Consider the following 25,811-nt stretch of genomic DNA (forward strand, 5'->3'; position numbering starts at 1 on the left):
ACCTGTGGTTGATCTTTATCTTCTCAGGATGGTGGCTGCCGGTTCTCTACAGTCCTGTCGAACCATGCCATGGTCAGTTCGATCGGGTTGCGGTGAGTACGGCGATGTCACGGTCGAAGCAGACGATGATGTGGCCTTGTGGGGTGGCAGCGACGGCATTGACCAAGTCGGGGAATTCGATGTCAGGGCTGATCTTGTCGAAGGTGGTGAGGCTCCATGCCGCTACCGTTCTGTGGCTGGCGGCAACTGCGATGGGGTGGCCGTCGACCGTGGTGGCGGCGAGTGCGCCCACGGTTCCCGTGGAAAGTTGGCCGATCTGCTGAGCGGTGGCGACGTCCCATACCTTCATCGGTGGGTCGCGCCAGTCGTCGTTCGTGGTGATGGCGATGGGTCGTCCGTCCACGATGGTGGCGGCCACCAGGCGTACCGGTTTGCCGTTGCTTCCGGTGGTCTGGAGTCCGGTGTCGCGGTTGTTGGTGAGGTCACGGACCCGGAAGCCGCCGCCCCACCGTCCGAGGAGGGCGACGGGCTGGTCGTCGAGCGTGGTGGTGGCGAGGTCGTATACCCATCGATGGTCGCTCTTGCGGGGGTTGCCGGTCTCCTCGCCGGTGCGGAGATCCCATACTCGGATGGTCTTGTCGTCGCCGGCGGTGATGGCCCGGGGTGGGTCGTCCGTGTTGTCGGCCGCGACGGCGGTTATCGGGCGGCGGTGGGTCGTCAACGGCGCTCCGGCCGCTTTCCCCAGTGTGAGGTCCCAGAGTCGGACATTGCCGTCCTTGCCTCCGGTGATCGCCATCGCGCGACCGTCCACTTGGGTCGCGGCCACAGCAGTGACGGCGCCGGTGTTGTCCGTGAGTGGCCGGCACACCTGATCGCCGGTGTCCAGATCCCATACTCGTACGGTTTCGTCATCGCTGCAGGTGACCGCCACCGGTCGGCCGGCCACTGAGGTGGTGGCCACCGCCGTGATCGCGGCGTCGTGGCGAACTGGTTTGTCGGCCGGTTCGCCGACGACCAGGTCGGACACGCGGACCGACCCGCCGTCGCAACTCGACACCACCACCTGCCGGCCATCCACCATTGCTGTCGCCACCGCATGCACCGTGCGGGGATGCTGAGGGAACAGCTCACCGATCAGCTCGGCCGTTTTCAGATCCCACACCTGGATAGTCGGCTCGTTGGAGTTGCAGGTGATCGCCACCAGTCGGCCGTGCACAACCGTGGCCGTCACGGCCTCCAGGTCCGCAGATCGGGGGAGGCCAGCGACCGGAAGCCCGGTGGCCAGGTCCGACACGAGTGTGGTCGCCTGGTAGCCACCAGAGACGACCACCAGATGGTCGGCAGCCAGCTCCGCGACCGCGACCGCGCCCACGTGTCCCCTGTGGCCAGTGAACGGGCTGCCCACCGGATCACCGGTATCCAGGTCCCATACCCGGACCGTTCGGTCGCCGCCCGTGACAGCCACCCAGCGGCCGTCCAGCACCGCGGTCGCCACCGCGTACACCGGGCCGGTGTGGCCGCGGAACGGTGCCATCACCTCCTGCCGCGTTTCCAGGTCCCATACCCGTACCGTCGTGTCGTAGCAACCGGTCACCACCACCTGGCGGCCATGGCGTTCCGCGATCGCGAGGGCCTCCACACTGCCAGCCTGAAGGTGGAACGGCTCACCCACCGGCCTACCGGACGCGAGTTCCCACACCCGTACGGTGTCGTCGTCACCACCGCTGACCACAACAGGGCGACCGTCCAGAACGGACATCGCCAGCGCCCTCACCGCGTTCGTGTGACCAGCCCATGGGGCGCTGACCCGCTCGCCGGTTGACAGATCCCATATCCGGATCGTTCGGTCGCCGCCTCCGGTGACCGCTACGGCACGGCCGTCGAAGACCGTGGTCGTCACCGCCGCCACCCAATTGGTGTGGCCGTCGGTGGTGCCTAACGGCGGGCATGACGTCACGCCCTTCGGCAGCAGACTGGTCCAAGTCTGCTGCACACGCCAGGCGGCAGGACGAATATCCGGGACCTCATGGCGGGACAGCGACGACATGCCGGGCATAGTAGTTGCCGGCACCGGGACGCGTCTCCAAGAAACCCGGGGTGGTTGCCCTCCCTGGTGGCGGTGCGTGGCCGGAGCCGGCGGGGCCGCGTGGACAACGTGGGACGGTCCTTCCTGAGCGCCTAATCCCCCAGGGGGCCTCGTCCATACGCTCGCCGGCGTGCTTCATCTGGAGAGTGGCCACATGGGCGTAGCGCTCTGTGGTGGTCACGCGGGTATGGCAGAGGATCTCTTGAACGACACGGATGTGGACGCCTTCCTCGATGAGGAAGAACGCTGCGGTGTGGCGCCGTTCTGCGGCCTGGGCCTTCTTGCGGGTGCGTAGGAGAGCCAAGAGCCGCGTGCAATTCCGTTCGCACTGGTGGAAAAGACCGTGCGGTCGCCGCGAACGCTCATTCTTAACGACAAGCGTTGCAATCGTCGCACAGGGTTTTGATCCAGTAGCGCTCCCTGGCCTGGCCGGGATTGCCGCAGTACTCACAGATCCCGGCCGACTCCTGTTCGGCGGCGCGTACGAGGAGCGTCGCCGCGTCGTCCTCCTGCTTGTAGCGGTCCGCCTCGTGTGGTTCGGGCCACATGTCGCCACCCTCGTGCAGGTGGCGCAGCAGGCCGGTGAGGAGATAGATGCGCAAGGTGCCGTACTTCTCCTTGACCTGCTGGACCCTGTAGCCAGGGCTTACGGCCAGCAGTTCCTCATGCAGGCGTAGCAGCAGCGGATGCCAGCCCGAGCCGACGCCGTCAAGGTGGGCGGGGATCTGTTCCGACATGGCTTCATGATGTGATGCTGCGGGGTCGCGTCAAGAGGCTGGACGTCCCGGGGCGACCTGGGCCGCGCGGATGAGCCATCTGCCGGCCGTCAGCACCCTGCCCTCCGTGCCGCTCGGCTCATCCCCGTTGGGCTTGAAAGACGCTCTCCACAGGATCGTTCAACGTCTCCGCGGGAATGATGGTCCGGCCCACCAGGCCGGCTGCCAGGCGGCGGCGGAAGTCATGAGTGTGCCCGTCGTCAGTGCCCACGCCGGTCGCGACGTCTCTGATGTTGAGCACCTCTTCGCGGGCGCGGAACTGCTGGATACGCCGTCTGACCTCGTCGGCGTCGTCCAAGCGCTCGACGAAGTCGACGGGACGGTCGCTGCGCTGCTCTTCGGCGAGGTCACGGACGAGGTCCCAGGCGCCACTGAGCCGGTGTACGTCGTGCGTGACCTGCTCCATGCGTCGCCGGATCAGCAGCTCGACGGCCACGGCCGGTGGGACGGAGCGTTCCAGATCGGCATTGGCGCCGGGCTGCTGCTCGCGCTGGTCGTCTCCGACGGGCTGGTGGTGGCGCTGGGTACGTTCGCCGTGGCCAGCGGCCTGCACACGCTCACCCATTTCCTGGATCGGCACATTGGCGGCCACGGCAGTGACGTGCCGCTGCTCGGCGTCTTCACCGTGATCGCGATCGCCGCCATCTGGGCGATGTCACGTTTGCCGGGCCCCGGCTCGTCTGGACATCGACACCTGAGCGGAAAGAGGAGGCAGTCATGAAGGTTGTGATCGCCGGTGCGACAGGAGCGATCGGTCGCCCCCTGGTCGCGGCGCTGCGCGAGGCCGGCCACGAGGTGCTGGCGCTGACCCGGGACGTTCGTGCGTCGGTTCCCGGCGCCAGGACCGTGGTGGCCGACGTGCTGGACCGAGACGGTCTGCTGCGGGCCGTGGACGGCCTGAGCGCCGACGCAGTGATCCACCAGCTGACCGCCCTCAGCAAGCCTCCGGCCAAGTACGCGGACATGGCGATGACCAACACCCTTCGCACCATCGGCACCACGCACCTGCTGCAGGTCGCCCGGGCGGTGGGGGCGCGCCGATTCATCACCCAGTCGATGGTGCCCGGCTACGGCTACATCGATCACGGGCAGCGGCCGTTGACCGAGAAGGACCCGTTCGGCGAGGCGCGTGGCACGAAGGCCGACCCGATCGTGGCGGCCATGCGCTCCACCGAGCAGCAGGCGTTCAACGCTGAGGGGATCGACGGCATCGCCCTGCGCTACGGCGCGTTCTACGGCTTGTCCGGGTCGGAGGGGCTCGTGACGGCACTGCGGGCAGGCAGGCTGCCGGTGCCGCGTGACGGAGGGGGGACCATGTCGTGGATCCACCTCGCCGACGCCGCTGCCGCCACCGTCGCGGCCCTGGAGAAGGGTACGGGCGGGCAGGCGTACAACATCGTCGACGACGACCCGATCACCTGGGGAGAGATGATCATCGAGCATGCGCGCGCCGCCGGCACCAAGCCGCCCCGCGCGCTGCCCAACTGGATGATAAGGATCGCCGCGCCGTACTTCGCCAAGCTGATGATCGACACCTCCATGCGCGTGTCGAACGCCAAGGCCAAGGCCAAGCTCGGCTGGACGCCCAGCCTGCCCGGCTACCGGGAGGGCATCCGTCGCGACATCACCGCCTGAAGGACGGTGCCGCCTCGGCATAGGTAGGGCTGTCCCTACCACGTACAGGCCCGTACACAGGGTCGATGGCCGCGGCCCCGGCTCGTAGCGTTTTCCCCATGAGAGCCCTCCAGCGCCGTCTCGCCACCGACACCCGCTACACGTTGCTCGGCCTCCCGCTGGCCGTCGCCTCGTTCGCCGTCACCGTCGTCGGGGTCTCGGCGGGCCTCGGCAGCGCCGTCGCCTTCGTCGGCCTGCCCGTGCTCGCCGCGACCGCCGCCGCCTCCCGCCACCTCGCCGACCTCGAGCGCGTCGCTCTCCCTGGCGTGCTCGGCCACCCGGTCGCCCGCCCGCCGTACGCGCCCGCCCCCGAGGGAGCGGGCTGGTTCCGCCGCGCGATGAACCCGTTGACCAGCGGCCAGGCGTGGATGGACCTGCTGTACGGGATCATCGCGTTCCCGTTCTCGTTGGTCGCCTTCGTGCTCACCACGGTGTGGTGGGCCGGGGCCCTCGCCGGTCTCACCTTCCCCATCTACGGCTGGGTCATCGCCCGGATCCCCGGTGCCGAGCATGGGGTGGTGCTCCAGTGGCTGGGGCTGCCCGAGACCCCCACGATGTTCGTGGTCGCCAACACGGCCGTGGGCGTCCTGTTCGCGCTGACCCTGGTGCCGGTGGTCCGGATGGCCGCCCTGCTCAAGGCGGGCGTGGCGCAGGTCATGCTCACCCGCGCCGCCTATGTCACGGAGCGGCCCGCCGTGAACACGGAGTCGGCGTGGCTCGCCGGATGACGATACGTCCCTTGCCCATGGTCGCCTCTGCCCCCGCCAGCCGGGGCAAGGCGGCCATCGTCATGTTCCCCGGTTGAGGTTTCCCTACGGACAGCCCTTGAGGATCGGCACCCCGGTGTGGCGTCACCGACTTCGCCGGTCCCCCGGGGACACGATGAATCACACCTGGGAGACCGGCCGGCGGCACACCAGCCGCCGCGGCACCGGTATCCGGCACCATGAAGCGGTGGCCTGGTCGTACGCCTCACGGCTCGCGAGAGCCCGGCGGTCAGGGGGTGGTGTCCACCGAGGACAACGCGGTGAGGACCCGGTGCCGTAACAACTCGTACTGCTCACGACACCGACGGGGTGCATCCGGCGGCCGATGCTGTACGCGACCATGTACGACGACTTCGCCGGGACGGAATTGATCGGACGTGAAGTCGACCTCGGTACCGTCAGGCAGTCGATTCCAGTAGTGGTTCCAGACCTTGACTCCATCGACATGAACCTCGCCAAGGATCAGATCTCCCCCGAGCAAGTCCTGAACTACCAGTGCCGTCGTCCCGCACTGCCCCCTCGCTGGGTTGTCGGGCCGCCAGTGCTCCTGGTTGACGGGATCGCAGGTGTCAGACCCCCAGGCGGCGCGCAGCAACGGTCGTAACAGTTCCACCTTCAGCATCCCGAGAGTGTCGCAAACAGGTGCGACAATCTACGGCGCAACTCCGGCACCGCACCCACAGGTTTGAAGACAGGCTCTGCTACCGGCGACCGCCACTGCTGACGTCCCCCGGCACCGGCCGTCACCCGGCTCCCGCCCCTCCGGGGAGGGGCGGGAAGCACTCGTCTACGGCGTCACTGTCAGTCGAGGATGTGGGAGGTGGCGCGGGCGTAGCGGTCGCGGATCGAGGGGATCGCGTCCCCCTCGTACGTCTCCGTCTCCTCCGACCGCCAGTCCGGCGAAGTGACGACCAGGGTGGCGGCCTGGTGGGCGGCGCCGTTGGCGACGTACTCGGCCGGCGGCGGCACCGTGATCGGGACACCGAAGACCGTGGGAGCGATGCGGCGGACCGCCTCAGAACGGGCCGCGCCGCCGATCAGCAGCACCCGCTCGGGCTTCATGCTCAGCGCGTCGAGGGCGTCGGCGAGGCCGCACAGCATGCCCTCGATGGCCGCCCGGGCCAGGTGGGCGGGTGTGGAGGTGGCCAGGGTCAGCCCGTGGATGGAGCCCGTCGCGGTGGGGCGGTTGGGGGTGCGCTCGCCCTCCAGGTACGGCACGAGCGTCAGCCCGTCCGACCCCGGCGGCGCCTGGAGCGCGAGGTCGCTCAGCTCGTCCAGGCTTACCCCGGCGATGCGGGCGGCGGCGTCCATGACGCGGGCGGCGTTGAGCGTGCAGACAAGGGGAAGGAAGTGGCCCGTGGCGTCGGCGAAGCCGGCGACCGCGCCGGTGGGGTCGGCGCGGGGCGACTCCGCGACCGCGAACGCGGTGCCGGAGGTGCCCAGCGACACCACGACGTCACCTGGCCGGGCGCCCACGCCGAGCGCGGCCGCCATGTTGTCGCCCGTCCCCGGCGCGATCATGACCGCGCCGCCCTCGAAGGCCGCCTCTGTCGGACCCAGCACCCGGGGGAGCACAGGGACCGCTCCGAACGCCAGCTTCAGCAGGTCCGTACGGTACGCCCCCGTCGCCGGTGACCAGTAGCCCGTCCCCGAGGCGTCCCCCCGGTCCGTGGTGAGCTGGTCGATCGGCGGCACAGGGGCGTCAAGGGAGAAGTCTCCCGAGGCGATCGCGCCGGCCAGACGCCACGTGAGCCAGTCGTGCGGCAGGCAGACGGCGGCGGTACGGGCGGCGCTGTCGGGCTCGTTCTCGGCCAGCCAGCGCAGCTTGGTCACCGTGAACGAGGCGACCGGCACCGACCCCACCGCGGAGGCCCACGCCTCCGGCCCGCCCAGCTCCGCGACCAGGTCGGTGGCGGCCCGGGCGGAGCGGGTGTCGTTCCACAGCAGGGCGTCACGTACGACATTTCCGGACTCGTCCAGGCAGACCATGCCGTGCTGCTGCCCCGCCACGCTGATGGCCTGCACATCGGAGAGCCCACCGGCCTCCTCGATGGCCCGCAGCAGCGCGGCCCACCAGTGCGACGGATGCACCTCCGTGCCGTTGGGATGCGGCGCGCGGCCCTGCCGCACCAGCGCGCCCGTCTCCGCGTCACGAATGACGACCTTGCAACTTTGCGTCGAGGAATCGACCCCAGCGACCAGCGTCACCCACGAACTCCTAACAAGTGCTCCAGCGCAAGCTGGTTGAGATGCGTGAAATGGTATCCGCGCGCGGCGGCCACCTCCGGACCGAAGTCGTGGGAGGTCAGATCGGCCGGCGTCTCGCCGCGGTTGAGCGTGGGCACTTTCAGCCCGGTCTCGGCAAGCGCTTTCCCGAAGGCCGCGATCGCACGGTCGCGATGGGACTGGGCGGCGAGCATGTCTCCGATGCTCCCCTGGCGATCAGCTCTTCACAAGCCCGAGGGGTCGCGCCCGACGCTGATCTCCTCGGCGATCTTGCGGATCTCCGCCACCTCGAGGCCGGGCGCCTTGGGGAGGTGGCGCATCAGCGCCTCCATCACCACGGGCACGGGCTGGCCGGCGAACCGCCCGGCAATGCCGTGGACCGCCCTGAACAGCGCCTCTTCGGTGTCGTGCATCGGCCTCTCCTTCGTCGGGTACCCGGAGAACGGTACGGCCTCCACCCGACAGATTTCTCGCTCCCTCTCCCCGCGTGTCCCGCAGAAGATCACGCCTCCAGGGTCCTGCGGACCGCGACGCAGATCTCGTCGAGCTGTCGTACCTGCTCGGGCGTCAGCGCGTCGAACAGGCTCCGCCGTACCTCCTCCACATGCCCCGGCGCGGCGGCGGCCAGCGCGGCGAACCCGTCGTCCGTGAGCACGGCGAGATTGCCGCGCCGGTCGGCGGGGCAGCGCTCGCGGCGGACCCACCCGCGCTCCTCCAGGCGGGCGACGGCGTGCGAGAGACGGCTCTGGGAGCTCTGCGCCCTGGCGGCCAGCTCGCTCATCCGCATCGAGCGTCCGGGCGTCTCGGAGAGCGCCACGAGGATCATGTAGTACGTGTGCGGCATGCTCGCGTCCCGCTGGAGCTGGCGGTCGAGCGCCTCGTCGATGAGCTGGGTCGCCGCCAGGAAGTTCCGCCAGGTGTGCTGTTCGTCCGCATCCAGCCATCTCGTCATGCGGTCAATTTAGTTGAACTCTCATATACTTGGCATCGGACTCGGCAGAAAGGGGAAAAGCCATGCCTGTCCAGCGGCTCAACCACGCGGTCCTTTACGTCCGTGACGTGGAACGCAGCGTCGCCTTCTACCGCGAGGCCCTCGGCTTCGAGGTCGTGATGGGCATGCGAGGCGCGGCCTTCCTGCAGGCTGCCGGCTCGACGAACGACCACGACCTGGGCCTGTTCGAGATCGGCGCGAACGCGGGCCCCTCGCCGGCCGGGCGCACGTCGGTCGGCCTCTACCACCTGGCGTGGGAGGTCGACACCCTCGACGAGCTGGAGCGCGTCGCGGTCAAGCTGACCGAGCTGGGCGCGCTGGTGGGCGCATCCGACCACGGCACGACGAAGGCGCTGTACGCCAAGGACCCGGACGGGCTGGAGTTCGAGGTGTCGTGGCTGGTGCCGGCCTCGCTGCTCACCGACGAGATCCTCGCCTCGCGTGCCGGCATCCGCCCGCTTGACCTGAGCGCCGAAAAGGAGAGGTTCGGCGGGCAGACCCGTGGCGGGGTGGGGGTCTCGATCCCGGTCTGAAGTACCGTGGGTTGTATACGGCCCTTCTTCCACGGAGAACGGTCATGCCAAGCGATCCTGACCACGTGCTCGACGCCATCGACGGCGTCGTCGACGAGTGGGAGACGCTGAGCGCGGACGCCATGCGCTGGGCGCCTCCCGAGGACAAGAGTCCCGACTTCATGGCCGAGATGACGGAGATCTTCGGTCCGCTGGTCAACGCCTTCGCGCAGGCGTTGCGGCCCGTCAGCGACGCGTTCGAGCGGGTGCTGCACACCTTTGACGAGGACGACTAGCCGGTGGTGCGGCGCCGCGGCGTCCGGCTCGGCGTCCCGCGACGGCGTCCCGCGACGGCGTGCCGGCAGCGGCACACCCACTGCCGGCGCCACGCCCCGCCCCGCAGCTCAGCCCTGACGTATCGGGCGCAGCGCGCCGGCCAGCCTGGCCAGCTCCCCGAGCATGTCGTCGGCCGCGGACTCCATGACGTCGTTGGCGTGCACCTTGCCGTCCTCGCCGATGAACTGCGTGTGGAACGGGATGTTCACCGCCTCCAGCACCGGGACCATCTTCAGCGTGCTGACGACCTGGCGCAGGCTGTTCGTGGCGCGGGTGCCTCCGGAGACCCCTCCGTAGCTGACGAACCCGGCCGGCTTGTGGTGCCACTCGTGGTGCAGGTAGTCGAGCGCGTTCTTCAGCACGGCGTTGAAGCTGTGGTTGTACTCGGGCGTCACGAACACGAACGCGTCGCCCCTGTCGATGGTGGCGCTCCACTCCTTGGTGTGGGCGTTCACGTACTGCCTGAGCCTGGGGTGGTTGGGCTCGTCCATGAACGGCAGCCCGACCTCGGCCAGGTCGATCAGCTCCACCTCGAAGAGGCCGGAGTCCACGGCCCTGCCGTGGAACCAGTCGGCGATGGGACGGCCGGCGCGGCCCGGGCGGGTGCTGGCGACGATGATCTGCAGGACGGGCTTGCTCATCTTTCAACTCCTGTGCTCAGTCAGACAGCCTACTCAACATTATTGAGTTGCTTTACATTCCTTAGCAAGTTAAGATCTTCAGTGTGAGCTTGAACTCGGTGTGCACCCGCTTCCACATCGCCTTGGAGCTGATCGGCGCCCGGTGGTCCGGAGCGGTGATTCACATGATCTTCAAGGGCGCCCATCGCTACGCCGACCTCAAATCGGCCATTCCCGGCATCAACGACACGATGCTGGCCCGGCGGCTGCGCGAGCTCGAGGCCGCCGGGCTCATCGAGCGCCGCGTGCTGGCCACGTCGCCCGTACGGGTCGAATACCACCTGACCGAGATGGGGCAGGAGCTGCGGCCCGTGCTGGACGAGCTGGTGACATGGGCGCACAAGTGGATCCCGCTGCCGGAGGCCAAGTCCGCTTAGCCGTCCGGTCCGTCAGGGCGGGACGCTAGGTCCGGTCGGCCAGCCTGTCGGTCACGGCCGCGAGCGTGTCCGCCATCCCCGGGCCGTGGCCGGCGTCGTCGAGCACGATCAGCTCGCAGCCCGGCCACGCCCGCGACAGCTTCCACGCGGTCTCCAGCGCCGTGCTCACGTCCAGCCGCCCGTGTACGAGCACCCCTGGCACGTGCCCCAGCTTCGCCACGCCTCGCAGCAGCTCGTCGTCCCCCAGCCAGGCGGCGTGCCGCCAGTAGTGGGTGACCAGGCGCGCGAAGGTCACGCGGAAGTCCCGGTCGTCATAGCTCGGGTCGCGCTCGAGTCCTGGGAGCAGCCGTACGTGCCGGTCCTCCCACTCGCACCAGTCGACGGCCGCCTTCTCGCGCACCGCGAGATCCGGATGCTCCATCAGCCTGGCGTAGGCGTCGGCCAGGTTCCCGTCCCTGTCCTGCTCGGGCACGCCGTCCCTGAACCGCTCCCACTCCTCGGGGAAGACCCGGCCCATCTCGCGGGTGATCCACTCCACCTCGCGCCTGGTGGTGGTGCCGACCCCGAACAGCACGACCTCGGAGACCCGCTCCGGGTGCCGTACGGCGTACGCGAGCCCCAGCGTCGCCCCCCACGACCCGCCGAACACCATCCACTTGCCGATCCCCAGGTGCTCCCGCAGCAGCTCCATGTCCGCGATCAGGTGATGCGTGGTGTTGGCGTCCAGGCTCACCGCCCAGTCGCTGACGCCCGGCGTGCTTCTGCCGCATCCGCGCTGGTCGAAGAGGACGACCTGGTACCTGTCGAGGTCGAACCTCCGGTACCAGCCCGGCCCCGCGCCGGAGCCGGGCCCGCCGTGCACGACCACGGCCGGCTTGCCCGCCGGATTGCCCGCCACCTCCCAGTACACGAGGTTGCCGTCGCCGACGTCGAGCATCCCTTTGTCGTACGCATGCATGTGCTCACCCTTCCGATCTAACAGTGCTGTTACATTAGCTGCTGTGATCGTTCCGAGCGGCGGGACGGGATCCTCTTGGGCAGGGGCGGCGGCTTCGGGGCCTCCTGTGGCTCGGGCGCCGGCGGGTCGGTCTTCCTGGCGCTCCGCCAGCGTGAGGGGAAGACGGAGGCGGCGAGCAGGATGCACCCCGTGGGCAGCGACCAGGTGTAGAGCAGGGACATGTAGCCCTCGAGGAACTCGCTCGGCACCAGGTCGAATCCCATCCGGTGGTCACCGCCCAGGGCGATGCGCACCAGGGCCGCCCCGATGAATCCGGTGAAGGCGAGGCCCGGCAGCAGCGAGGCGAGTGGCGAGACTCTCGACCCCGCGAGGGCTCCGATCAGGATCAAGGTGCCGACGAACACGGCCATCACGACCCAGTCGACGGTCATGCGCGCCGTGCCGCCGAAGCGCTCGAACCCGACGATGAAGCCGGCCGCGATCAGTGGAGTGGCCAGCAGTCCCGCGCCGGCGCCGAGCAGGTGACGAACACCATTACGCACAGAGAACACCTCCAGCCACGCGACCCTACCGACCCACCCCGCCGATCACCTTTTAGGCGGTAAATCAGCGGCCCGCCCCATGTCCGAAAAGCCCCCATAACACCGAAATAGAGGCTCTTTGGCATGCTGGCAGAAGCCGTACCAAACGTTAGCTTGACAGCACCCCCACCCGAGGAGTGCACATGTCGAGTAAGCGCTGTGCGCTGGTGGGCGGCGTCATCCTCGCCGCCTGCCTGGCCACCCCCATCAGCTCCGCAGCAGCTGATCAGGCGCCTCAATCCGCCTCCCCAACCCCGCCTCCTGCCGTGGTCGACGCGCTGGAGCGCGACCTCGGCCTCTCCGAGCAGCAGGCACTCATCCGGCTGGCCAACGAGGAACGCGCCGCGGCCACGGACGCCACGCTGACCGCCCAGCTCGGCGCGTCGTACGGCGGCGCCTGGCTGAACGACGACGCCTCCAAGCTCCTGGTCGCCACCACCGACCCCAGCACCACCGCCACGATCGAGTCGCACGGCGCGCAGCCCGTCGTGGTCGCGCGTTCGCTCGCCCAGCTCGACGCGATCATGCAGCAGGTCGACCGGGCCCCGAGGCGCGTCAAGGCCGCGGCCGCGCTCTGGTACGTGGACGTGAAGACCAACAGCGTCTCCATCCAGGCGCCCACCACCGAGGCCGCCGAGGCCCTGGTCACGGCCGCGGGCGTGGATCGCGGCGCGGTCAGTGTGTCGGTGACCGCCGAGCGGCCCGTGCCGCTCATCAACATCATCGGCGGCGCCCCGTACTACATCGGCTCCAGCCGCTGCAGCGTCGGCTTCTCCGTCACCAAGGGCAGCACGCCGGGCTTCGTCACCGCCGGGCACTGCCGCCTGGCCGGCAGCACGACCAGCAACCCGACGGGCACCTTCCAGGGCGCGTCCTTCCCGGGCAACGACTACGCCTGGGTCGCCGCCCCCGGCAACACCCCGCAGCCGTGGGTACGCGGCTCCGGCGGCGCGAACGTGATCGTCCGCGGCTCCACCCAGGCCGCGGTGGGCTCGTCCATCTGCCGCTCCGGTTCGACCACCGGCTGGCACTGCGGCACCATCCAGCAGCACAACGCCACGGTCACGTACCCGCAGGGCACCGTCAGCGGCCTGACCCGCACCAACGTGTGCGCCGAGCCGGGCGACTCGGGCGGCTCGTTCATCTCGGGCAGCCAGGCCCAGGGCATGACCTCGGGCGGCTCGGGCAACTGCTCCAGCGGCGGTACGACGTACTACCAGCCCGTCAATGAGGCCTTGAGCGCGTACGGCCTCACGCTCAAGACCGGCTGAGCCCCCCGTCGGCTCCGCTGACCGAAACCCCGCGCCGCGTGCCCAGGCCGAACTGGGCACGCGGCGCGGCATTTTTTCTGCCCCGCTCGCCGATGAGTTTTCGCGCCTCGCCCGGTCTGTCCCTGTGGAAGGGATTCGGACCCACCAGTGAGGAATCATGTTCGAGAACACGAAGGCGTTCAGCGGGTTCGCGGTGAACGACATCGCGGCGGCGAAGCAGTTCTACGGCGAGACGCTGGGACTGCGCGTCTCGGAAGAGCACGGGATGCTCACCCTGCACATCGCGGGCGGCAGGGACATCCTCGTCTACCCGAAGGAGCAGCACACCCCGGCCACGTTCACGATCCTCAACTTCCCGGTCGAGGACATCGACAAGGCCGTGGACGAGCTGACGGAGCGGGGCGTGCGCTTCGAGCGCTACGAGGGCTTCCCGCAGGATGACAGGGGCATCCTCCGCGAGGGACCGCCCATCGCCTGGTTCACGGACCCGGCGGGGAACGTCCTGTCGGTCGTCCAGCAGTAGAGGCGAAGTCAGGGTCGGGTCAGGGACGGCTCGGGATGGAGCCGGATGTGGGGTGAGGGTCGCGGGCGGGAGAGTGGGCCCATGACCGCAGTACAGAGGCTCTACCCCCTGATCGCCTGTGCCTCCATCCTGATCTCGGTGGTCGCCGTGGTGGTCGGGCAGTTCGGGCCCGACCCCTACCTCGACCCCCTCAATGTCACCGTCAGCGAATACGCCGTGTCCGACCGCGGGGGCGTCACGGAGATCGCCATGGCGGTGCTGGGGATCGGGTCGCTGGCGCTCCTGGCGGGGCTGCGGTCGGCGGGGGCGCCGGTGCGGGGGATGCCTGAGTGGTTGCTCGGGGTGTGGTCGGGAGCGCTCGTGGTGGCGGCCCTGGTCCCGACCACGCCCCTTGGGGCGGATCTCGATCTGGCGGCGCAGGTTCACCGGTACGTGTCCGTAGCGGCGTTCGTCAGCCTGCCCGCCGCCGGGGCTTTGCTGGTGCCCAGGCTCGGCTCAGACGGCCGCTGGCGGCCTGTGGCGCGGGTGGTGGAGTGGGTGACCCTCGCCGGGGGGTTCGGGCTGCTGGCGATCACGTACGTGGCCATGCCGGGGGACCGGGTGCTGATCGGGCTCGTCGAGCGGTTGCTGCTCGGGGCCGAGGTGAGCTTGCTGGCCGTGCTCGCCGTCTGGCTGACCCGGCTGGCATGGCGTTCGAGCGGCGGCCCGAGCAGCGCACGAAGCACGAATTTCCCCGCATATCACGAAATTATCGCGAGTCGATCTTAAAACCACCCGTTTCGGTGCTATTCTCTCCCGCGATCTTCTATCCGGGAGCAGGTGTCATGGCATCGGGCAGATCCATCAGATTCAAGATCTCGACGCTGCTCGTCATCCCCTTGATCTCCCTGATCGCGCTCTGGGGCTTCGCCGCGAGCACCACGTGGGGAGAGGCGCTCAGTCTGCTCAAGGTCGAGACGATCTGGACGGGCGTGATCAACAACGCCGACGGCCTGATCGGCAACCTCCAGACCGAGCGGCTGGCCTCCGCCGAGCAGCTGGCGGGCACGGTCACGGCTCCTGACGCGCTGAGCAAGGCCAGGGCCAAGGTCGACAACAACAGGAAGAAGCTGCGCGAGCAGGCGATGAGCGCGGACGTGCAGTCGGCGCTCACGCAGGACATGAAGACGCAGCTCCAGTCGGTGTTCGAGGCGATCGACCGGATCCCGGACATCCGCCGCAAGGTGGACGACCGCAAGTTGGCACCAGGCGCCCTCGTCACCGAGTACGCGAAGGTCTCCGACGAGATCCACCTGCTCTACTCCCGGCTGACGGTCAGCACCGACCTCGAGCTGGCGCTCCAGGTGCAGGGTCTGATCGCCGCCGACGAGGTGCGCGAGCTCCTGAGCCGGGAGCACGCGCTGATCGTGGCCTCGAACGGCCGGCTGACCATGATGTCCGACCTCCACCTGCTGGCGGGCCTCGACAGCACCAGGACGTACCTGTTCCCCAAGGCGCTGGCCAACCTCGACACCGACCTGCGGGCCCCGTTCGAGAAGCTCTACTACTCCCCGCGTTACAACACCATGGAGAACCTGCTGGAGAGCTACATCTCCGGCCAGCCGGTGGACGTCGAGCTCTGGCGGGGCGTGGCGGACGCGGTGCAGAAGGAGTACAGAGAGGCCGTCTGGCGCACCGGCGACAAGCTGCTGGCCAGGATGGAGCCCGCGGGCGTGGGCATCGTGGTGCGCGCCGCCGTCGCGGGCGCGCTCGGCCTGATCGCGGTCGTGTTCTCCATCTTCATCTCGATCAGGGTCGGCCGCAGGCTCACCCGGGAGCTGGGGGGACTGCGCCGTACCGCGTTGGACCTGGCCGAGATCAGGCTGCCCAACGTCGTGGCGAAGCTGCGCAAGGGCGAGAGCGTGGACATCGCCACCGAGGCGCCGCCCATCACGGTCGACAAGAACGCGACCAGCGAGGTCAGCGACCTGGCCGCGGCGTTCGACAGCGTGCAGGGCACGGCCGTGGACGCGGCCGTCGAGCAGGCCAGGCTGCGCGAGGGCGTGTCCGAGGCGCTGCGTAACCTCGCCAGGCGCAGCCAGTCGCTGCTCCAGCGCCAGCTCAAGATGCTGGACGAGATGCAGCGCCAGACGGAGGAGCCGGAGGCGCTGGAGCGGCTGTTCCGGCTCGACCACCTGACCACGCGCATGCGCCGCCACGCCGAGGGCCTGGTGCTGCTGTCGGGCGGCTCCGCGGGCCGCAGGTGGCGCGGCGTCATCTCGGTCGAGGACGTGCTGAGCGGCGCGGCGGCCCAGGTCGAGGAGTACACCCGGGTACGCGTCTACCCGATGTCCGAGTGCGGTGTCTCGGGCGCGGCGGTGGCCGACCTGATGCACCTGTTCGCCGAGCTCATCGAGAATGCCGCCTCCTTCTCCTCGCCCAGCAACGAGGTCTCCGTACGCGGCGAGATCGTCGGCAGGGGCTTCGCCGTCGAGATCGAGGACCGCGGCCTGGGCATGGACGAGGCCACCCGTAGGGCCATCAACGACCGCCTGGCCAGCCCGCCGGACTTCGACCCCTCGCAGACGGAGCGGCTCGGCTTCGCGGTGGTCGCCATGCTCGCGGCCAGGCACGGCGTCCGGGTGACGCTCAAGCCCTCGCCGTACGGCGGCACCACCGCCATCGTGCTCCTGCCGGGTTCGCTGGTCGAGCCCATGCCGACCCAGGCCCCGGTGCAGCCGATCGAGTTCGAGTCCGTCTCCGTGTCGGTCGTACGGTCCGAGCCCACGGGGCCCCACGAGCTGCCGCGCCGCGTCCGTACCAGCAAGCGCGGCGGCGGCCAGGCGCCGAGCGGGCTGCCGCAACCGTCTCAGCAGGAGCCGCAGCAACTGCCGCAGCAGCTGCGCCAGGAGCAGGAGGAGTCGGGGCTGCCCCGCCGCCATCGGCAGCGGGAGACGGGCCTGCCGCAGCGCGATCGGCAGACCGGGCTGCCGCAGCGTGACCGGCCGGTCGGCCTGCCGCAGCGGCTCAAGCAGGCGCCGCCGCCCCCCGCGTCGCCGGCCCCGGAGCGCTCGCCGGAGGAGGCCAGGGCGCTGCTCTCCTCGCTCCAGTCAGGCTGGCAGCGCGGGCGGCAGGACAGTGAGCAGGATGGGGGATCTCAGTCGTGAGCGAGCACGAGTGGGTCGACGAGGAGGCAGGGCCAGTCGTACGGCCGTACGCGGTCGCCCGCGGGCGCACCAAGGCCACCTCCTCCTCGGTGCTCGACCTGCTGGCGACCGTCGTCTCGACAGGGTCGCCCGTCCCGGCCAAGGCCGAGCTCACCGCACAGCACCGGCGGCTGCTGAGCGCCGTGAGCGGCCAGACCAGGCCCGTCGCCGAGGTGGCCTCGGATCTGGGCCTGCCGGTCGCCGTCGCGCGGGTGCTCATGGGGGACCTGCTCGAGCACGGCCTGATCACGGTACGTCCGCCGCGCGACGAGGCCACCACCGCCACGGAGAGCCTGCTCCGAGAGGTGATCAACGGCCTGAGGGCGCTCTAGGCGGCCGCCCGGTCGGCCGGCTCGCAGGAGGCCGCTAGTTCGCCGAGGTCAGCGTGCGCAGGGAGTGCTCGACCAGGGTGATCATGACTTCCTTGGCGGACGCGCGCCGCCGCACGTCGCACAGCATGATCGGCACGTCGTCGTCCAGGTCCAGCGCCACGCGCACGTCGTCCACGCTGTGGCTGGCGGCCCCGTCGAAGCAGTTGACCGCGACCACGAACGGCGTGCCGCGCTGCTCGAAGTAGTCGAGGGACGGGAAGCAGTCGGTCAGCCGCCGCGTGTCCGCGATCACGACCGCGCCCAGCGCGCCGTGGGACAGCTCGTCCCACATGAACCAGAACCGCTCCTGTCCGGGTGTCCCGAACAGGTACACGACCAGCCCGTCGCGGATGGTGATGCGACCGAAGTCCATCGCCACGGTCGTGGTGTTCTTGGCCTCCACGCCATCGAGGTCGTCGACCCCGATACCGCGGTCGGAGAGCACCTCCTCCGTGCGCAGCGGCTTGATCTCGCTGATCGACCCGACCAGGGTGGTCTTGCCGACGCCGAACCCTCCCGCGATGAGAATCTTCAGCGCGACGGGGTCCTCAGAGAGCACGGAGTCCATTGATCACTTCCTTGAGAATGCGCTCATTCGACCGCGACCCTCCGGCGGAGGGCGACGTCACCGAGATGAGGCCGTGGTCACGCAGGTCGCCCAGCAGGACCCGGACGACGCCGACGGGCAGGTCGAGCTCGACGGCCAGGTCGGCCACCGAGATCGGGTCACGGGCTGCCCGCAGGATCAGTTGTTGCTCAGGACCGAGCTCGCCGGGCGGGTCGCCGATGGCGCGCACGGATGCCACGAGGTCGAACGCGTCCCCTGACGAGCGCGTGCGACCCCGGATGAGAGCATAGGGCCGGACGACGGGCCCCGCCTCCTCATCGAACCACTGCGGGCCATGGCTCATGACGCTCCAGCGCGCGGATTGGTGGTGATGTGCTGGCCCACCCGCTTGACCAGCATCGCCATCTCGTAGGCGATGTGGCCGACGTCCACGTTCGCATCGGCGATCACGGCCAGACACGTGCCCTGTCCCGCAGCGGTGACGAACAGGAACGCCGACTCCATCTCCACAATGGTCTGGCGCACGTCGCCGCCGCCGAAATGGCGTCCGGTGCCACGGGCCAGGCTCTGGAACCCGGCCGCCACAGCCGACAGATGCTCGGCGTCCTCCCGGGACAACCCCTGGGAGTAACCCACAGCCAGACCGTCGGTCGACAAGAGGACAGCCTGGCGCACGGCGGCGACCCGGGTGGTCAGGTCGTCCAGCAGCCAGTTCAGTTCACCGGTGTTGGTGCTCGGCGCAGTCATGTATCCCCCTTACTCATGGCCCCTCCTCAGAGGCTTCTTCTCGGGCGCGTTGGGTTCCCCGCTGGAAGGCGGAGAACAAGTCCCTGACCTCGTCGGGAGAGCGTTCCGGCCGCGGCTCCTGCTCGGCGGGCCGCTCCTGCACACGCGACTCCGGCTCGCCGGGCTGCTCCTTGAGCTGAGGCGCCAGGTTGGCCTGGCGCACCCGCCTGGGCAGCCCCGCGTGGGTGCCCGAGGTCACCACGGCGAGCGCCTTCTTGCGCGTACGGCTCGGCAGGTCGGCCTTGCCGTCACCCGCGCCCAGCGCCGCCTGCTCGGTCACCATCGAACGCGGCACGAGCACGACGGCCGCGGTGCCACCGAAGGGCGAACGCCGCAGCAGCACCTTGATCCCGTGCCGCTCCGACAGCGCGGCCACCACGAACAGGCCCAGCCTGTCGCTGTCGGCCAGATCGAACTCCGGCGGCGCGGCGAGCAGCGCGTTGAACGCGGCGTACTCGCCGGTCGACAGCCCGAGCCCTCTGTCCTCGATCTCGATGACGAACCCGTTGCTCACCAGGTCGCCGCGCACCTGGACGGTGGTGTCGGGCGGCGAGTAGATGGTGGCGTTCTCGACGAGCTCGGCCAGCAGGTGGGTGATGTCGGCCGCGGCCGTGCCGTCGACCGCGCCGGCCGGCATGTCGTCGACGTTCACCCTGGTGTAGTCCTCGACCTCCGCGATGGAGGCCCGGACGATGTCGATCATGGGCACCGGTTTGCGCCACGCCCGCCCGGGCGCGGCCCCGGAGAGGATCATCAGGCTCTCCGCGTGCCGGCGCATGCGGGTGGTCAGGTGGTCGAGCCGGAAGAGCTCCTCCAGCCGGTCAGGGTCGTGCGTACGCCGCTGCATGCCGTCCAGCAGCGCGAGCTGGCGGTGCAGCAGGCCCTGCTTGCGCCGGGCGAGATTGAGGAAGACCTGGCCGACCCCGTGGCGCAGGGCGGCCTGGCCGACCGCCGCCGTCACGGCGGTGCGCTGCACGGAGCCGAAGGCCCTGGCCACGTCGGTGATCTCAGCGGAACCGCTCACCTTGATCGCCTTGGCCTCCTTCTTCACGTCGACGTCCTCGCCCCGGCGCAGCCGCTCCACGATGTCGGGCAGGCGCGCCTGCGACAGCTCGACGGCGGCGGAACGGAGCCCGGCCAGCTCTCCGGCCAGGCGACGACCGAACCGTACAGAGATGATGATCGACGCGAGCACCGCGATCAAGCCGAGGCCGCCCGCGATGGAGATCTCGACGACAGTGCCGGTGGCGGCAGCGGACGCGCGTGCGGCCAGGGTGTCCGCCGAGGAGGAGCCGAGCCGGTCGAGCCGGGTCGTGAGCCTGTCGATCGTCTGGTTCCAGCCGTCGGAGCTGATCGGCGGGGCGCCGGTCCTCGTGATCCGCGCCTCCATGGTGGCGAAGGTGAGGAACGGCTCGGTGGCGAAGACCTCCTCGTACGGCTTGCGCAGCTGCACGTCGAGCCCGGCGAGGCCGCGCGCGTGCAGGAACTTCCTGGAGGCCGCGTACTCGGTGAAGGCGGCCGCCTCCGGCTGGGTGAGCCGGTGGTCGGCCATCGCGCCGACGATGAGCGCGCGCTCCCTGGCGATGTACTCCCTGGCCATGCCCATGGCCTGCAGCGAGGAGGCCTGCTGGAAGATCGCCAGGTCGGAGACGGAGACGAGGTGGTCGTAGAGGGTGAAGATCGCATCGAGGATGCGGTTGTACTCGTCGAGACCGGCGAGGCGGGAGCCGAGGCCGCCGTCGATGTCGGCCCTGATCGGCCCGAGCCGGTCGAGGGCGGAGTCAAGGGAGTCGATGGGCGGGCGCAGCTCGTCGCTGACCGCGCTGCCGGCCTCCATGACGGCCAGCTTGAAGTCGGTGACGGACCTGTCGGTGCGGGCGCGCTGGGAGCTGAGGGCCGTGGTGAGCTTACGCGTAGTGAGCGTCTCGGCGGAGCGCACCCGCTCGTTCTGCAGCTGTAGTCCCAGGTCGGTGGAGGTGAGGCCGATCGTCCGGTAGAGGGTGTTGGCGCGGAGCAGTGACTGGGCGTCGCCCATGGTGAGGTTGAGGACGAAACCCCAGAGCGCGCTCAGAGACAGGAGCGGTAGCAGCAGCAATAAGAAGATCTTGAACCGAATAGACCGGTTACGCGTGCTCATGTCCCAACCTCAAGTCCGGGGCATTTCCACACCTTGTGTAAATACACCTCCGGAAGATCGCATAGGAGACTAGCATCGTTTATGGTTCCGGCGCAGTGGGAGGAACACGTTCATTACCGTGATTATTGGGACAAGATCGTGCAGTCCGGACGATCCGCGCCATAGCACAAGTGGCGCTACCAGCGAGATCGCGCTCTCACGGCCTCACCGGCCAGCTCCTCCACGGCGCGCACGGCAGCCGTGACGGCGCCGCCAGGTCCGGGCTCCGAGTCGGAGCCCGCGATGGCGATCCGGCCGAACCGCCTGCGCGCCGCGTCCGCCGGGAACGGCCCGTCCGGATAGAACGCGTGCCAGGGCCGGCAGTACTCGGGCGCCCTCCCGTGGCCCCAGCGGTCGACCGTGATCGCCTCGATGTCCCTGGCCGGGTCGAAGCCGCCGGGGCCCAGCAGCCGGCCGAGCTGGTCGCGTACGGTCTGCTCCAGCCGGCTGAACGGAGTCCTGAACAGCTCCTGCCTGCCCGCCACCGAGCCCCGGTCGGGCCCCAGCTCCGAGCGGCAGGGCGTGGCCAGCAGGCGCACCTCTGACGGCGGCTCCAGCTCGGACAGACACCAGTACGCACCGGTCCAGCGGACCCGGCGGACGCCGACCCGCCGCCAGGCCCCGGGGTCGCGCACGCGTACCGTGGCGTGCAGCAGCGGCACCCTGACGGCCAGGCTCAGCGCCCGCCGCTGGTCACGGGGCAGGTCGGGCACGAGGTACGGGATGACCGCGCTCCAGCAGGCCAGGATCACCGCCCCGGCCTCGACGGTCATGACCCGGTGGCCGTCGAAGTAGCCCACGGTCGCAGAAGAGGCGCCGTCGCGTACGCACACGACCGGGCTGGACGGGCGGAACAGCACGCGGCCGTCCAGCGGCAGGGGGACGGCCTCGGCCGGACCCTCCTTCACGGTGGGTGAGTTGAAGCGCGACGGCTTGTCCCGGTCGAGCCCCAGCCCGCCGAACCCGGGAAAGCCGGTGCCCCAGGCGTCGATCGCCCCGAACGCCCGGGTGTCGTACCCCCACGCCCGGCACGACATGGTCCGGCAGAACCGCTCGACGTCGGGGTGCGCCCCGCACACCTCCAAGAGGAACCGCGAGTAGGTCAGCCCGGCCAGCCGCTCGTGTTTCTCCTCCGCCGAGAGGCCGGGGAACCAGTCGGGCGGATCATGCTGGAGCACGAGCAGGTCCTGCCGGGCCCGTTCGGCGAGCGGCAGCCGGGCGATCCAGCCGGGGGCGAACGTGACCAGCGTGTCGGACCCGAAGGTCTCCCGGTCGCACATCACGCCGTCCTCCTGCGGCCCGAAGCGGGCGGGGCGGGAGAACGAGATCCCGTCGTGGTTGTCGAGGACGAGGACGCTGTCGTGCGGACGCCGCCGCAGCCATTCGCGTGCCGCGCTCGCCCCGCTCGTGCCGCCGCCGACCACGGCCAGGTCGTAGCTCTCGCCGGTCGGCTCCGGCGGGCCCGCGTGCTGCCAGAAACGCCCGTCCCGCAGCGCGTGCGGCACGCTGAGCGCCCCGGCAGCACCGCCGCGCACGGTGAACGGCTCGGGTGGGTACGCGGTTCCACGAGCGCTCTCGGTCGCCACGAACCCCAGGGCCATCCCGTCGAAGAAGTCGCGGCGGGAAATGGGATGGTTCATCACGAGGTCTCGCGGGGTGGCGCTCATGGCGCGATCATCAGCAGACCGGCGAAAAGCCGGGCGAGCGACGCGCAGCGCGCCGGGAAACATTTTGCGCGGGCTATTACCGCGAATGCCCGTTTGGAGTAGCGTCCGGAATATCGCGAGCGGGGGGAGTCCGGTGGTCGGCAAGCAGGGCAGGGTCACGGGGAGGATCGGCCCAGGGCTCGTCGGCGAGGTCATGATCCCGGTCAGGGGCGGCGTGGAGGCGTTCTACGCCCATCCCAGCGTGTCCGACGAGGAGTTCGGCATCGGATCCATCGTGGTCGTCGTCGAGTACTTCCCCCCGCGGACGGTCTACGTGGCCAGAGCACTCGTCTGAGGGAGGCCCTCCGATGTCCCCCGAGCTCTACATCGCCGCCGCCGGCGTCGCCGTCGCGGTTGTCGTCATCATCCTGCTGTTCAAGGCCGTGTGGCGGGTCGCGGAGCCCAACGAGGCCCTGATCATCTCCGGGCTGGGCGCCCGCCGCCGGGGCGATGGCGTGGACAGCCTGGGCTTCAAGATCATTACTGGCAAGGGCACGGCGGTGCTGCCGGGGTTCCAGGCGGCCAGGCGGCTGCGGCTGGACACCAGGGCCGCCAACCTCCAGGTCTCGTGTGTCACCCAGCAGGGCATCCCCGTGCACATCCGCGGCGTGGTGATCTACAAGGTCGGCGACGACCTGTCCTCCATCGCCAACGCCGCCCGCCGCTTCCTCGACCAGCAGGACTTCATGACGAGCGCGATCCACGAGCTGTTCACCGGCCACCTGCGCTCGATCATCGGCAACCTCACCATCGAGGACCTCATACTCAACCGCGAGCGCCTGACCAGCGAGACCAGGGCGTCGGCCGCCGACGAGATGAGCAAGCTCGGCCTGATCGTGGACTCGCTGCAGATCCAGGAGATCGACGACGAGACCGGCTACATCGACAACCTCGGCAAGCCGCACGCCGCCAAGGTCGCCGCCACCGCCCGCATCGCCCAGGCCCAGCGCGACCAGGAGGCCACCGAGGCCGAGCAGATCGCCGCCGCGAACATGGCCGCCGCCCGCCGGGACTCCCGCATCAAGGAGGCCGCCTACCAGGCCGAGATCGACCAGGCCATGGCCACCGCCCGCCAGGCGGGGCCGCTGTCGGAGGCGACCGCCCGCCAGGAGGTGGTCGTCCAGGAGACCAAGGCCGCCGAGCTGGAGGCCCAGCTCGCCGAGCAGCGGCTCCAGTCGCAGGTGCGCAAGCCCGCCGACGCCAAGGCGTACGAGACCGTCACGCTCTCCCAGGCCGAGCGGGACGCCCGCATCGCGCAGGCGCAGGCCGAGGCGAAGGAGACCGAGCTGCGCGCCGCCGCGCAGGCCTCCCAGGTCAAGCTGGCCGCCGCGGCCGACGCCGAGTCGGTACGGCTGCGCGGAGAGGCCGCGGGAGCCGCCACGAAGATCGCCGGTGAGGCGGAGGCCCAGGCCGCGCAGGCCCGCGGTCTGGCCCAGGCGGAGGCGGCCAAGGCGCTGGGCCTGGCCGAGGCGGAGGCGTCGCAGGCCAAGGGCCTGGCGGAGGCCCAGGCGATCAGGGCGCGCGCCCAGGCGCTGAAGGACAACCAGGAGGCGGTCATCGCCCAGCAGCTCGCCGAGCGCTGGCCGGAGGTCGTGGAGGCGGGCGCGAAGGCGTTCGGGAACGTGGACCACATGGTGGTGCTGAACGGCGCCCAGGGCGTCGAGGAGCTCCTGGCCAAGGCCCTGACGCTCGGCGGCGCCGGCATGGGCCTGGCCAGGGCGCTGCTCAACGGCGGCGCTCCGAACGGCGTCACTCCCAACGGCGTCACTCCCAACGGGTCGGAGCCGGAGATCTCTGGCAAAGCGCCCTGAGCGGGAGTACCGTCAAATCAGGGCGAGCCGGGAAGTCTGGTCGGCAACGGATACGACCACGTCTTCCTCGGAGTAGGTCATGGACTTAGTGCTCGCAGGCATCATCGCCGCAATCGCCCTCGTCTGCGTCGTGGCGTTCAAGCTGGTCTGGCGGGTCGCGGAGCCGAACGAGGCGATCCTCATCTCGGGCCTCGGCGCGCGGGGCAGGGAGACGCTCGGCTTCAAGATCGTCACGGGGAAGGGCGCGCTGGTCGTCCCGGGGTTCCAGACCGCGCGCCGCATGTCGCTCGACAGCCGCGTCTCGCAGCTGGAGGTCCACTGCGTGACCAAGCAGGGCATCCCGGTGCACGTACGGGGTGTGGTGATCTACAAGGTGGGCGACGACTTCGTCTCCATCGCCAACGCCGCCCGCCGCTTCCTCGACCAGCAGAAGACCGTGGACGAGAAGACGCACCAGCTCTTCTCCGGCCACCTGCGCTCGATCATCGGCAACCTCACGGTCGAGGACCTGATCGTCAACCGCGACGCGCTCACCAATGAGATCCGCACGTCGTCGGCCGACGAGATGAGCAAGCTCGGCCTGAACGTGGACTCCCTGCAGATCCAGGAGATCGAGGACGCCACCGGCTACATCACCAACCTCGGCCGCCCGCACGCGGCCGCCGTGGCCTCGCAGGCCAGGATCGCCGAGGCGCACAGCGACCAGGAGGCCAACGCCGCCGAGCAGCAGGCCGCCATCAAGAAGGCCGCCGCGATCCGCGAGGCCCGCATCCAGCAGGCCGGGTACCAGGCAGAGGTCGACCGGGCGGCGGCCGCGGCCAAGCAGGCGGGTCCGCTGGCCGAGGCCACCGCCCGGCAGGAGGTCGTGGTCCAGCAGACGACCGCCGCCGAGCGGGAGGCCGTGCTCGCGGAGAAGCGGCTGGAGGGCGAGGTGCGCAGGCCCGCGGACGCCAAGGCGTACGAGCAGGTCACGCTGGCGGAGGCGGCGCGGCGCGCGGCGGTCGCCCAGGCGCAGGCCGAGGCCGAGAGCATCAGGCTGCGCGGCGAGGCGGAGTCGGAGGCGACCCGGCTGCGCGGCATGGCCGAGGCGGACGCGGCCAGGGCCAAGGGGCTGGCGCAGGCGGAGGCCATCAAGGCGCGCGCGGAGGCGCTGGCGAGCAACCAGGAGGCGGTTGTCGCGCAGCAACTCGCCGAGCGCTGGCCGGAAATCGTCGAGGCGGGCTCGAAGGCGTTCGGAAACGTCGATCACATGGTGGTGCTGAACGGCGCGCAGGGCGTCGAGGAAATGCTCGCCAAGGCGCTCACGCTCGGCGGCACCGGGTTGGGCCTGGCCAGGGCCCTGCTCAACGGCGGCACGCCAAGCGGAACGCCAAACGGCGCGGAACCGGAAATCGTTCGTAAAACCACTGAATCCCGCGAATAGCGACGTTACCTGTTTCCTTACTCTTCA

The 25,811-nt window shown here is 69.9% G+C and carries 30 protein-coding genes; 14 read left to right on the forward strand and 16 right to left on the reverse strand.

Annotated features, from left to right (window positions below):
* Positions 1–73: 73 nt before the first annotated feature.
* The 3 genes from AB0J64_RS27555 to AB0J64_RS27565 are packed head-to-tail and all read right to left on the reverse strand — an operon-like array spanning position 74 to position 2,823.
* The gene (locus AB0J64_RS27555; RefSeq protein ID WP_364032554.1) at positions 74–2,047 is read right to left on the reverse strand and encodes a WD40 repeat domain-containing protein; all 1,974 of its coding nucleotides are present in this window, start codon (positions 2,045–2,047) and stop codon (positions 74–76) included.
* Complete coding sequence (locus AB0J64_RS27560; RefSeq protein WP_364032557.1) at positions 2,025–2,537, reverse strand: tyrosine-type recombinase/integrase; 513 nt, start codon at positions 2,535–2,537, stop codon at positions 2,025–2,027. The genes AB0J64_RS27555 and AB0J64_RS27560 overlap by 23 nt, the downstream gene beginning before the upstream one ends.
* Entirely contained in the window at positions 2,455–2,823 is a 369-nt protein-coding gene (locus AB0J64_RS27565; RefSeq protein WP_364032560.1) for a hypothetical protein, read from the reverse strand. Before AB0J64_RS27565 ends, AB0J64_RS27560 begins: the two co-directional genes overlap by 83 nt.
* Before the next feature lie 223 nt (positions 2,824–3,046).
* Between AB0J64_RS27565 and AB0J64_RS27570 the strand changes: the two genes are divergently transcribed.
* The 3 genes from AB0J64_RS27570 to AB0J64_RS27580 all read left to right on the forward strand — a co-directional run bounded on the left by AB0J64_RS27570 (position 3,047) and on the right by AB0J64_RS27580 (position 5,264).
* Positions 3,047–3,583, forward strand: a complete 537-nt coding sequence (locus tag AB0J64_RS27570) for a hypothetical protein (protein ID WP_364032563.1) — start codon at positions 3,047–3,049, stop codon at positions 3,581–3,583.
* Positions 3,580–4,497 carry an NAD(P)-dependent oxidoreductase gene (locus tag AB0J64_RS27575; RefSeq protein ID WP_364032566.1) on the forward strand — a complete coding sequence of 306 codons (918 nt, stop codon included), beginning with the start codon at positions 3,580–3,582 and terminating at the stop codon, positions 4,495–4,497. The genes AB0J64_RS27570 and AB0J64_RS27575 overlap by 4 nt, the downstream gene beginning before the upstream one ends.
* A 98-nt stretch (positions 4,498–4,595) precedes the next feature.
* A complete protein-coding gene (locus tag AB0J64_RS27580) occupies positions 4,596–5,264 on the forward strand; it encodes a sensor domain-containing protein (protein WP_364032569.1) in 669 nt (222 codons plus the stop codon).
* A gap of 268 nt (positions 5,265–5,532) precedes the next feature.
* On the opposite strand, the gene AB0J64_RS27585 is transcribed toward AB0J64_RS27580, so the two are convergent.
* From AB0J64_RS27585 to AB0J64_RS27605, 5 genes are all read right to left on the reverse strand, one after another.
* Entirely contained in the window at positions 5,533–5,925 is a 393-nt protein-coding gene (locus tag AB0J64_RS27585; RefSeq protein WP_364032572.1) for a hypothetical protein, read from the reverse strand.
* 179 nt (positions 5,926–6,104) lie between these two features.
* A complete protein-coding gene (xylB, locus tag AB0J64_RS27590) occupies positions 6,105–7,511 on the reverse strand; it encodes a xylulokinase (RefSeq protein WP_364032575.1) in 1,407 nt (468 codons plus the stop codon).
* Positions 7,508–7,723: a hypothetical protein gene (locus tag AB0J64_RS27595; RefSeq protein ID WP_364032578.1), complete on the reverse strand. Its 216-nt coding sequence runs from the start codon at positions 7,721–7,723 to the stop codon at positions 7,508–7,510. Before AB0J64_RS27595 ends, xylB begins: the two co-directional genes overlap by 4 nt.
* A 30-nt stretch (positions 7,724–7,753) precedes the next feature.
* Entirely contained in the window at positions 7,754–7,942 is a 189-nt protein-coding gene (locus tag AB0J64_RS27600) for a hypothetical protein (protein ID WP_364032581.1), read from the reverse strand.
* Positions 7,943–8,031: 89 nt separating this feature from the next.
* Positions 8,032–8,481: a MarR family transcriptional regulator gene (locus AB0J64_RS27605; protein WP_364032584.1), complete on the reverse strand. Its 450-nt coding sequence runs from the start codon at positions 8,479–8,481 to the stop codon at positions 8,032–8,034.
* A gap of 62 nt (positions 8,482–8,543) precedes the next feature.
* Between AB0J64_RS27605 and AB0J64_RS27610 the strand changes: the two genes are divergently transcribed.
* Together AB0J64_RS27610 and AB0J64_RS27615 are read left to right on the forward strand one after the other, a co-directional pair.
* A complete protein-coding gene (locus AB0J64_RS27610; RefSeq protein WP_364032587.1) occupies positions 8,544–9,053 on the forward strand; it encodes a VOC family protein in 510 nt (169 codons plus the stop codon).
* Between the two features lie 44 nt (positions 9,054–9,097).
* Entirely contained in the window at positions 9,098–9,328 is a 231-nt protein-coding gene (locus AB0J64_RS27615; protein ID WP_364032590.1) for a hypothetical protein, read from the forward strand.
* Positions 9,329–9,436: 108 nt separating this feature from the next.
* On the opposite strand, the gene AB0J64_RS27620 is transcribed toward AB0J64_RS27615, so the two are convergent.
* Positions 9,437–10,009, reverse strand: coding sequence for an NAD(P)H-dependent oxidoreductase (locus AB0J64_RS27620; RefSeq protein WP_364032593.1), 573 nt, complete (start codon positions 10,007–10,009; stop codon positions 9,437–9,439).
* 83 nt (positions 10,010–10,092) lie between these two features.
* On the opposite strand from AB0J64_RS27620, the gene AB0J64_RS27625 reads away from it, so the two are divergent.
* Positions 10,093–10,425, forward strand: a complete 333-nt coding sequence (locus AB0J64_RS27625) for a helix-turn-helix domain-containing protein (RefSeq protein WP_364032596.1) — start codon at positions 10,093–10,095, stop codon at positions 10,423–10,425.
* A 25-nt stretch (positions 10,426–10,450) separates the two neighbouring features.
* Here AB0J64_RS27625 and pip read toward each other — a convergent pair whose 3' ends face one another.
* Both pip and AB0J64_RS27635 read right to left on the reverse strand, forming a co-directional pair.
* On the reverse strand, positions 10,451–11,383 hold the full coding sequence (pip, locus tag AB0J64_RS27630) for a prolyl aminopeptidase (RefSeq protein ID WP_364032599.1): 933 nt from the start codon (positions 11,381–11,383) through the stop codon (positions 10,451–10,453).
* Between the two features lie 29 nt (positions 11,384–11,412).
* A complete protein-coding gene (locus AB0J64_RS27635) occupies positions 11,413–11,925 on the reverse strand; it encodes a hypothetical protein (protein ID WP_364032602.1) in 513 nt (170 codons plus the stop codon).
* Between the two features lie 182 nt (positions 11,926–12,107).
* On the opposite strand from AB0J64_RS27635, the gene AB0J64_RS27640 reads away from it, so the two are divergent.
* The 5 genes from AB0J64_RS27640 (at position 12,108) to AB0J64_RS27660 (ending at position 17,275) form a co-directional block, all read left to right on the forward strand.
* Positions 12,108–13,235, forward strand: a complete 1,128-nt coding sequence (locus AB0J64_RS27640; protein WP_364032605.1) for a S1 family peptidase — start codon at positions 12,108–12,110, stop codon at positions 13,233–13,235.
* A 157-nt stretch (positions 13,236–13,392) separates the two neighbouring features.
* Positions 13,393–13,758, forward strand: coding sequence for a VOC family protein (locus AB0J64_RS27645; RefSeq protein ID WP_364032608.1), 366 nt, complete (start codon positions 13,393–13,395; stop codon positions 13,756–13,758).
* 81 nt (positions 13,759–13,839) lie between these two features.
* Entirely contained in the window at positions 13,840–14,526 is a 687-nt protein-coding gene (locus AB0J64_RS27650) for a DUF998 domain-containing protein (RefSeq protein WP_364032611.1), read from the forward strand.
* A 56-nt stretch (positions 14,527–14,582) separates the two neighbouring features.
* A complete protein-coding gene (locus AB0J64_RS27655; protein ID WP_364032614.1) occupies positions 14,583–16,904 on the forward strand; it encodes a nitrate- and nitrite sensing domain-containing protein in 2,322 nt (773 codons plus the stop codon).
* On the forward strand, positions 16,901–17,275 hold the full coding sequence (locus AB0J64_RS27660) for a DUF742 domain-containing protein (protein ID WP_364032617.1): 375 nt from the start codon (positions 16,901–16,903) through the stop codon (positions 17,273–17,275). The genes AB0J64_RS27655 and AB0J64_RS27660 overlap by 4 nt, the downstream gene beginning before the upstream one ends.
* A gap of 34 nt (positions 17,276–17,309) precedes the next feature.
* Here the strand turns inward: AB0J64_RS27660 and AB0J64_RS27665 are convergent, their stop codons facing one another.
* The 5 genes from AB0J64_RS27665 to AB0J64_RS27685 form a co-directional block, all read right to left on the reverse strand.
* Positions 17,310–17,882 (reverse strand): ATP/GTP-binding protein, encoded by a 573-nt coding sequence (locus AB0J64_RS27665; RefSeq protein WP_364032620.1) that lies wholly within the window; start codon positions 17,880–17,882, stop codon positions 17,310–17,312.
* Positions 17,863–18,225 (reverse strand): DUF742 domain-containing protein, encoded by a 363-nt coding sequence (locus tag AB0J64_RS27670; RefSeq protein ID WP_364032623.1) that lies wholly within the window; start codon positions 18,223–18,225, stop codon positions 17,863–17,865. Before AB0J64_RS27670 ends, AB0J64_RS27665 begins: the two co-directional genes overlap by 20 nt.
* Positions 18,222–18,629, reverse strand: a complete 408-nt coding sequence (locus AB0J64_RS27675) for a roadblock/LC7 domain-containing protein (RefSeq protein WP_364032626.1) — start codon at positions 18,627–18,629, stop codon at positions 18,222–18,224. The genes AB0J64_RS27670 and AB0J64_RS27675 overlap by 4 nt, the downstream gene beginning before the upstream one ends.
* 13 nt (positions 18,630–18,642) lie before the next feature.
* Positions 18,643–20,805, reverse strand: coding sequence for a nitrate- and nitrite sensing domain-containing protein (locus AB0J64_RS27680; RefSeq protein WP_364032629.1), 2,163 nt, complete (start codon positions 20,803–20,805; stop codon positions 18,643–18,645).
* Positions 20,806–20,981: 176 nt separating this feature from the next.
* Positions 20,982–22,511, reverse strand: coding sequence for a hypothetical protein (locus AB0J64_RS27685; protein ID WP_364032632.1), 1,530 nt, complete (start codon positions 22,509–22,511; stop codon positions 20,982–20,984).
* A gap of 133 nt (positions 22,512–22,644) precedes the next feature.
* On the opposite strand from AB0J64_RS27685, the gene AB0J64_RS27690 reads away from it, so the two are divergent.
* The 3 genes from AB0J64_RS27690 to AB0J64_RS27700 all read left to right on the forward strand — a co-directional run bounded on the left by AB0J64_RS27690 (position 22,645) and on the right by AB0J64_RS27700 (position 25,784).
* Positions 22,645–22,845 (forward strand): hypothetical protein, encoded by a 201-nt coding sequence (locus AB0J64_RS27690; protein ID WP_364032635.1) that lies wholly within the window; start codon positions 22,645–22,647, stop codon positions 22,843–22,845.
* 13 nt (positions 22,846–22,858) lie between these two features.
* Positions 22,859–24,361 (forward strand): SPFH domain-containing protein, encoded by a 1,503-nt coding sequence (locus tag AB0J64_RS27695; protein ID WP_364032638.1) that lies wholly within the window; start codon positions 22,859–22,861, stop codon positions 24,359–24,361.
* A gap of 79 nt (positions 24,362–24,440) precedes the next feature.
* Positions 24,441–25,784 carry an SPFH domain-containing protein gene (locus AB0J64_RS27700; protein ID WP_364032641.1) on the forward strand — a complete coding sequence of 448 codons (1,344 nt, stop codon included), beginning with the start codon at positions 24,441–24,443 and terminating at the stop codon, positions 25,782–25,784.
* Positions 25,785–25,811: the final 27 nt, after the last annotated feature.

This window comes from Nonomuraea sp. NPDC049695, assembly GCF_040674955.1.
Classification (GTDB): domain Bacteria; phylum Actinomycetota; class Actinomycetes; order Streptosporangiales; family Streptosporangiaceae; genus Nonomuraea; species Nonomuraea helvata.

Excerpts from the sequence above, each read along its gene's own strand:
- AB0J64_RS27555 (WP_364032554.1), bottom strand. The coding sequence starts at position 2,047 with ATGTCGTCGCTGTCCCGCCATGAGGTCCCGGATATTCGTCCTGCCGCC.
- AB0J64_RS27565 (WP_364032560.1), bottom strand. The coding sequence starts at position 2,823 with ATGTCGGAACAGATCCCCGCCCACCTTGACGGCGTCGGCTCGGGCTGG.
- AB0J64_RS27570 (WP_364032563.1), top strand. The coding sequence starts at position 3,047 with ATGAGTGTGCCCGTCGTCAGTGCCCACGCCGGTCGCGACGTCTCTGAT.
- AB0J64_RS27575 (WP_364032566.1), top strand. The coding sequence starts at position 3,580 with ATGAAGGTTGTGATCGCCGGTGCGACAGGAGCGATCGGTCGCCCCCTG.
- AB0J64_RS27580 (WP_364032569.1), top strand. The coding sequence starts at position 4,596 with ATGAGAGCCCTCCAGCGCCGTCTCGCCACCGACACCCGCTACACGTTG.
- AB0J64_RS27585 (WP_364032572.1), bottom strand. The coding sequence starts at position 5,925 with ATGCTGAAGGTGGAACTGTTACGACCGTTGCTGCGCGCCGCCTGGGGG.
- AB0J64_RS27595 (WP_364032578.1), bottom strand. The coding sequence starts at position 7,723 with ATGCTCGCCGCCCAGTCCCATCGCGACCGTGCGATCGCGGCCTTCGGG.
- AB0J64_RS27600 (WP_364032581.1), bottom strand. The coding sequence starts at position 7,942 with ATGCACGACACCGAAGAGGCGCTGTTCAGGGCGGTCCACGGCATTGCC.
- AB0J64_RS27605 (WP_364032584.1), bottom strand. The coding sequence starts at position 8,481 with ATGACGAGATGGCTGGATGCGGACGAACAGCACACCTGGCGGAACTTC.
- AB0J64_RS27610 (WP_364032587.1), top strand. The coding sequence starts at position 8,544 with ATGCCTGTCCAGCGGCTCAACCACGCGGTCCTTTACGTCCGTGACGTG.
- AB0J64_RS27615 (WP_364032590.1), top strand. The coding sequence starts at position 9,098 with ATGCCAAGCGATCCTGACCACGTGCTCGACGCCATCGACGGCGTCGTC.
- AB0J64_RS27620 (WP_364032593.1), bottom strand. The coding sequence starts at position 10,009 with ATGAGCAAGCCCGTCCTGCAGATCATCGTCGCCAGCACCCGCCCGGGC.
- pip (WP_364032599.1), bottom strand. The coding sequence starts at position 11,383 with ATGCATGCGTACGACAAAGGGATGCTCGACGTCGGCGACGGCAACCTC.
- AB0J64_RS27640 (WP_364032605.1), top strand. The coding sequence starts at position 12,108 with ATGTCGAGTAAGCGCTGTGCGCTGGTGGGCGGCGTCATCCTCGCCGCC.
- AB0J64_RS27645 (WP_364032608.1), top strand. The coding sequence starts at position 13,393 with ATGTTCGAGAACACGAAGGCGTTCAGCGGGTTCGCGGTGAACGACATC.
- AB0J64_RS27650 (WP_364032611.1), top strand. The coding sequence starts at position 13,840 with ATGACCGCAGTACAGAGGCTCTACCCCCTGATCGCCTGTGCCTCCATC.
- AB0J64_RS27655 (WP_364032614.1), top strand. The coding sequence starts at position 14,583 with ATGGCATCGGGCAGATCCATCAGATTCAAGATCTCGACGCTGCTCGTC.
- AB0J64_RS27665 (WP_364032620.1), bottom strand. The coding sequence starts at position 17,882 with ATGGACTCCGTGCTCTCTGAGGACCCCGTCGCGCTGAAGATTCTCATC.
- AB0J64_RS27670 (WP_364032623.1), bottom strand. The coding sequence starts at position 18,225 with ATGAGCCATGGCCCGCAGTGGTTCGATGAGGAGGCGGGGCCCGTCGTC.
- AB0J64_RS27675 (WP_364032626.1), bottom strand. The coding sequence starts at position 18,629 with ATGACTGCGCCGAGCACCAACACCGGTGAACTGAACTGGCTGCTGGAC.
- AB0J64_RS27680 (WP_364032629.1), bottom strand. The coding sequence starts at position 20,805 with ATGAGCACGCGTAACCGGTCTATTCGGTTCAAGATCTTCTTATTGCTG.
- AB0J64_RS27685 (WP_364032632.1), bottom strand. The coding sequence starts at position 22,511 with ATGAGCGCCACCCCGCGAGACCTCGTGATGAACCATCCCATTTCCCGC.
- AB0J64_RS27695 (WP_364032638.1), top strand. The coding sequence starts at position 22,859 with ATGTCCCCCGAGCTCTACATCGCCGCCGCCGGCGTCGCCGTCGCGGTT.
- AB0J64_RS27700 (WP_364032641.1), top strand. The coding sequence starts at position 24,441 with ATGGACTTAGTGCTCGCAGGCATCATCGCCGCAATCGCCCTCGTCTGC.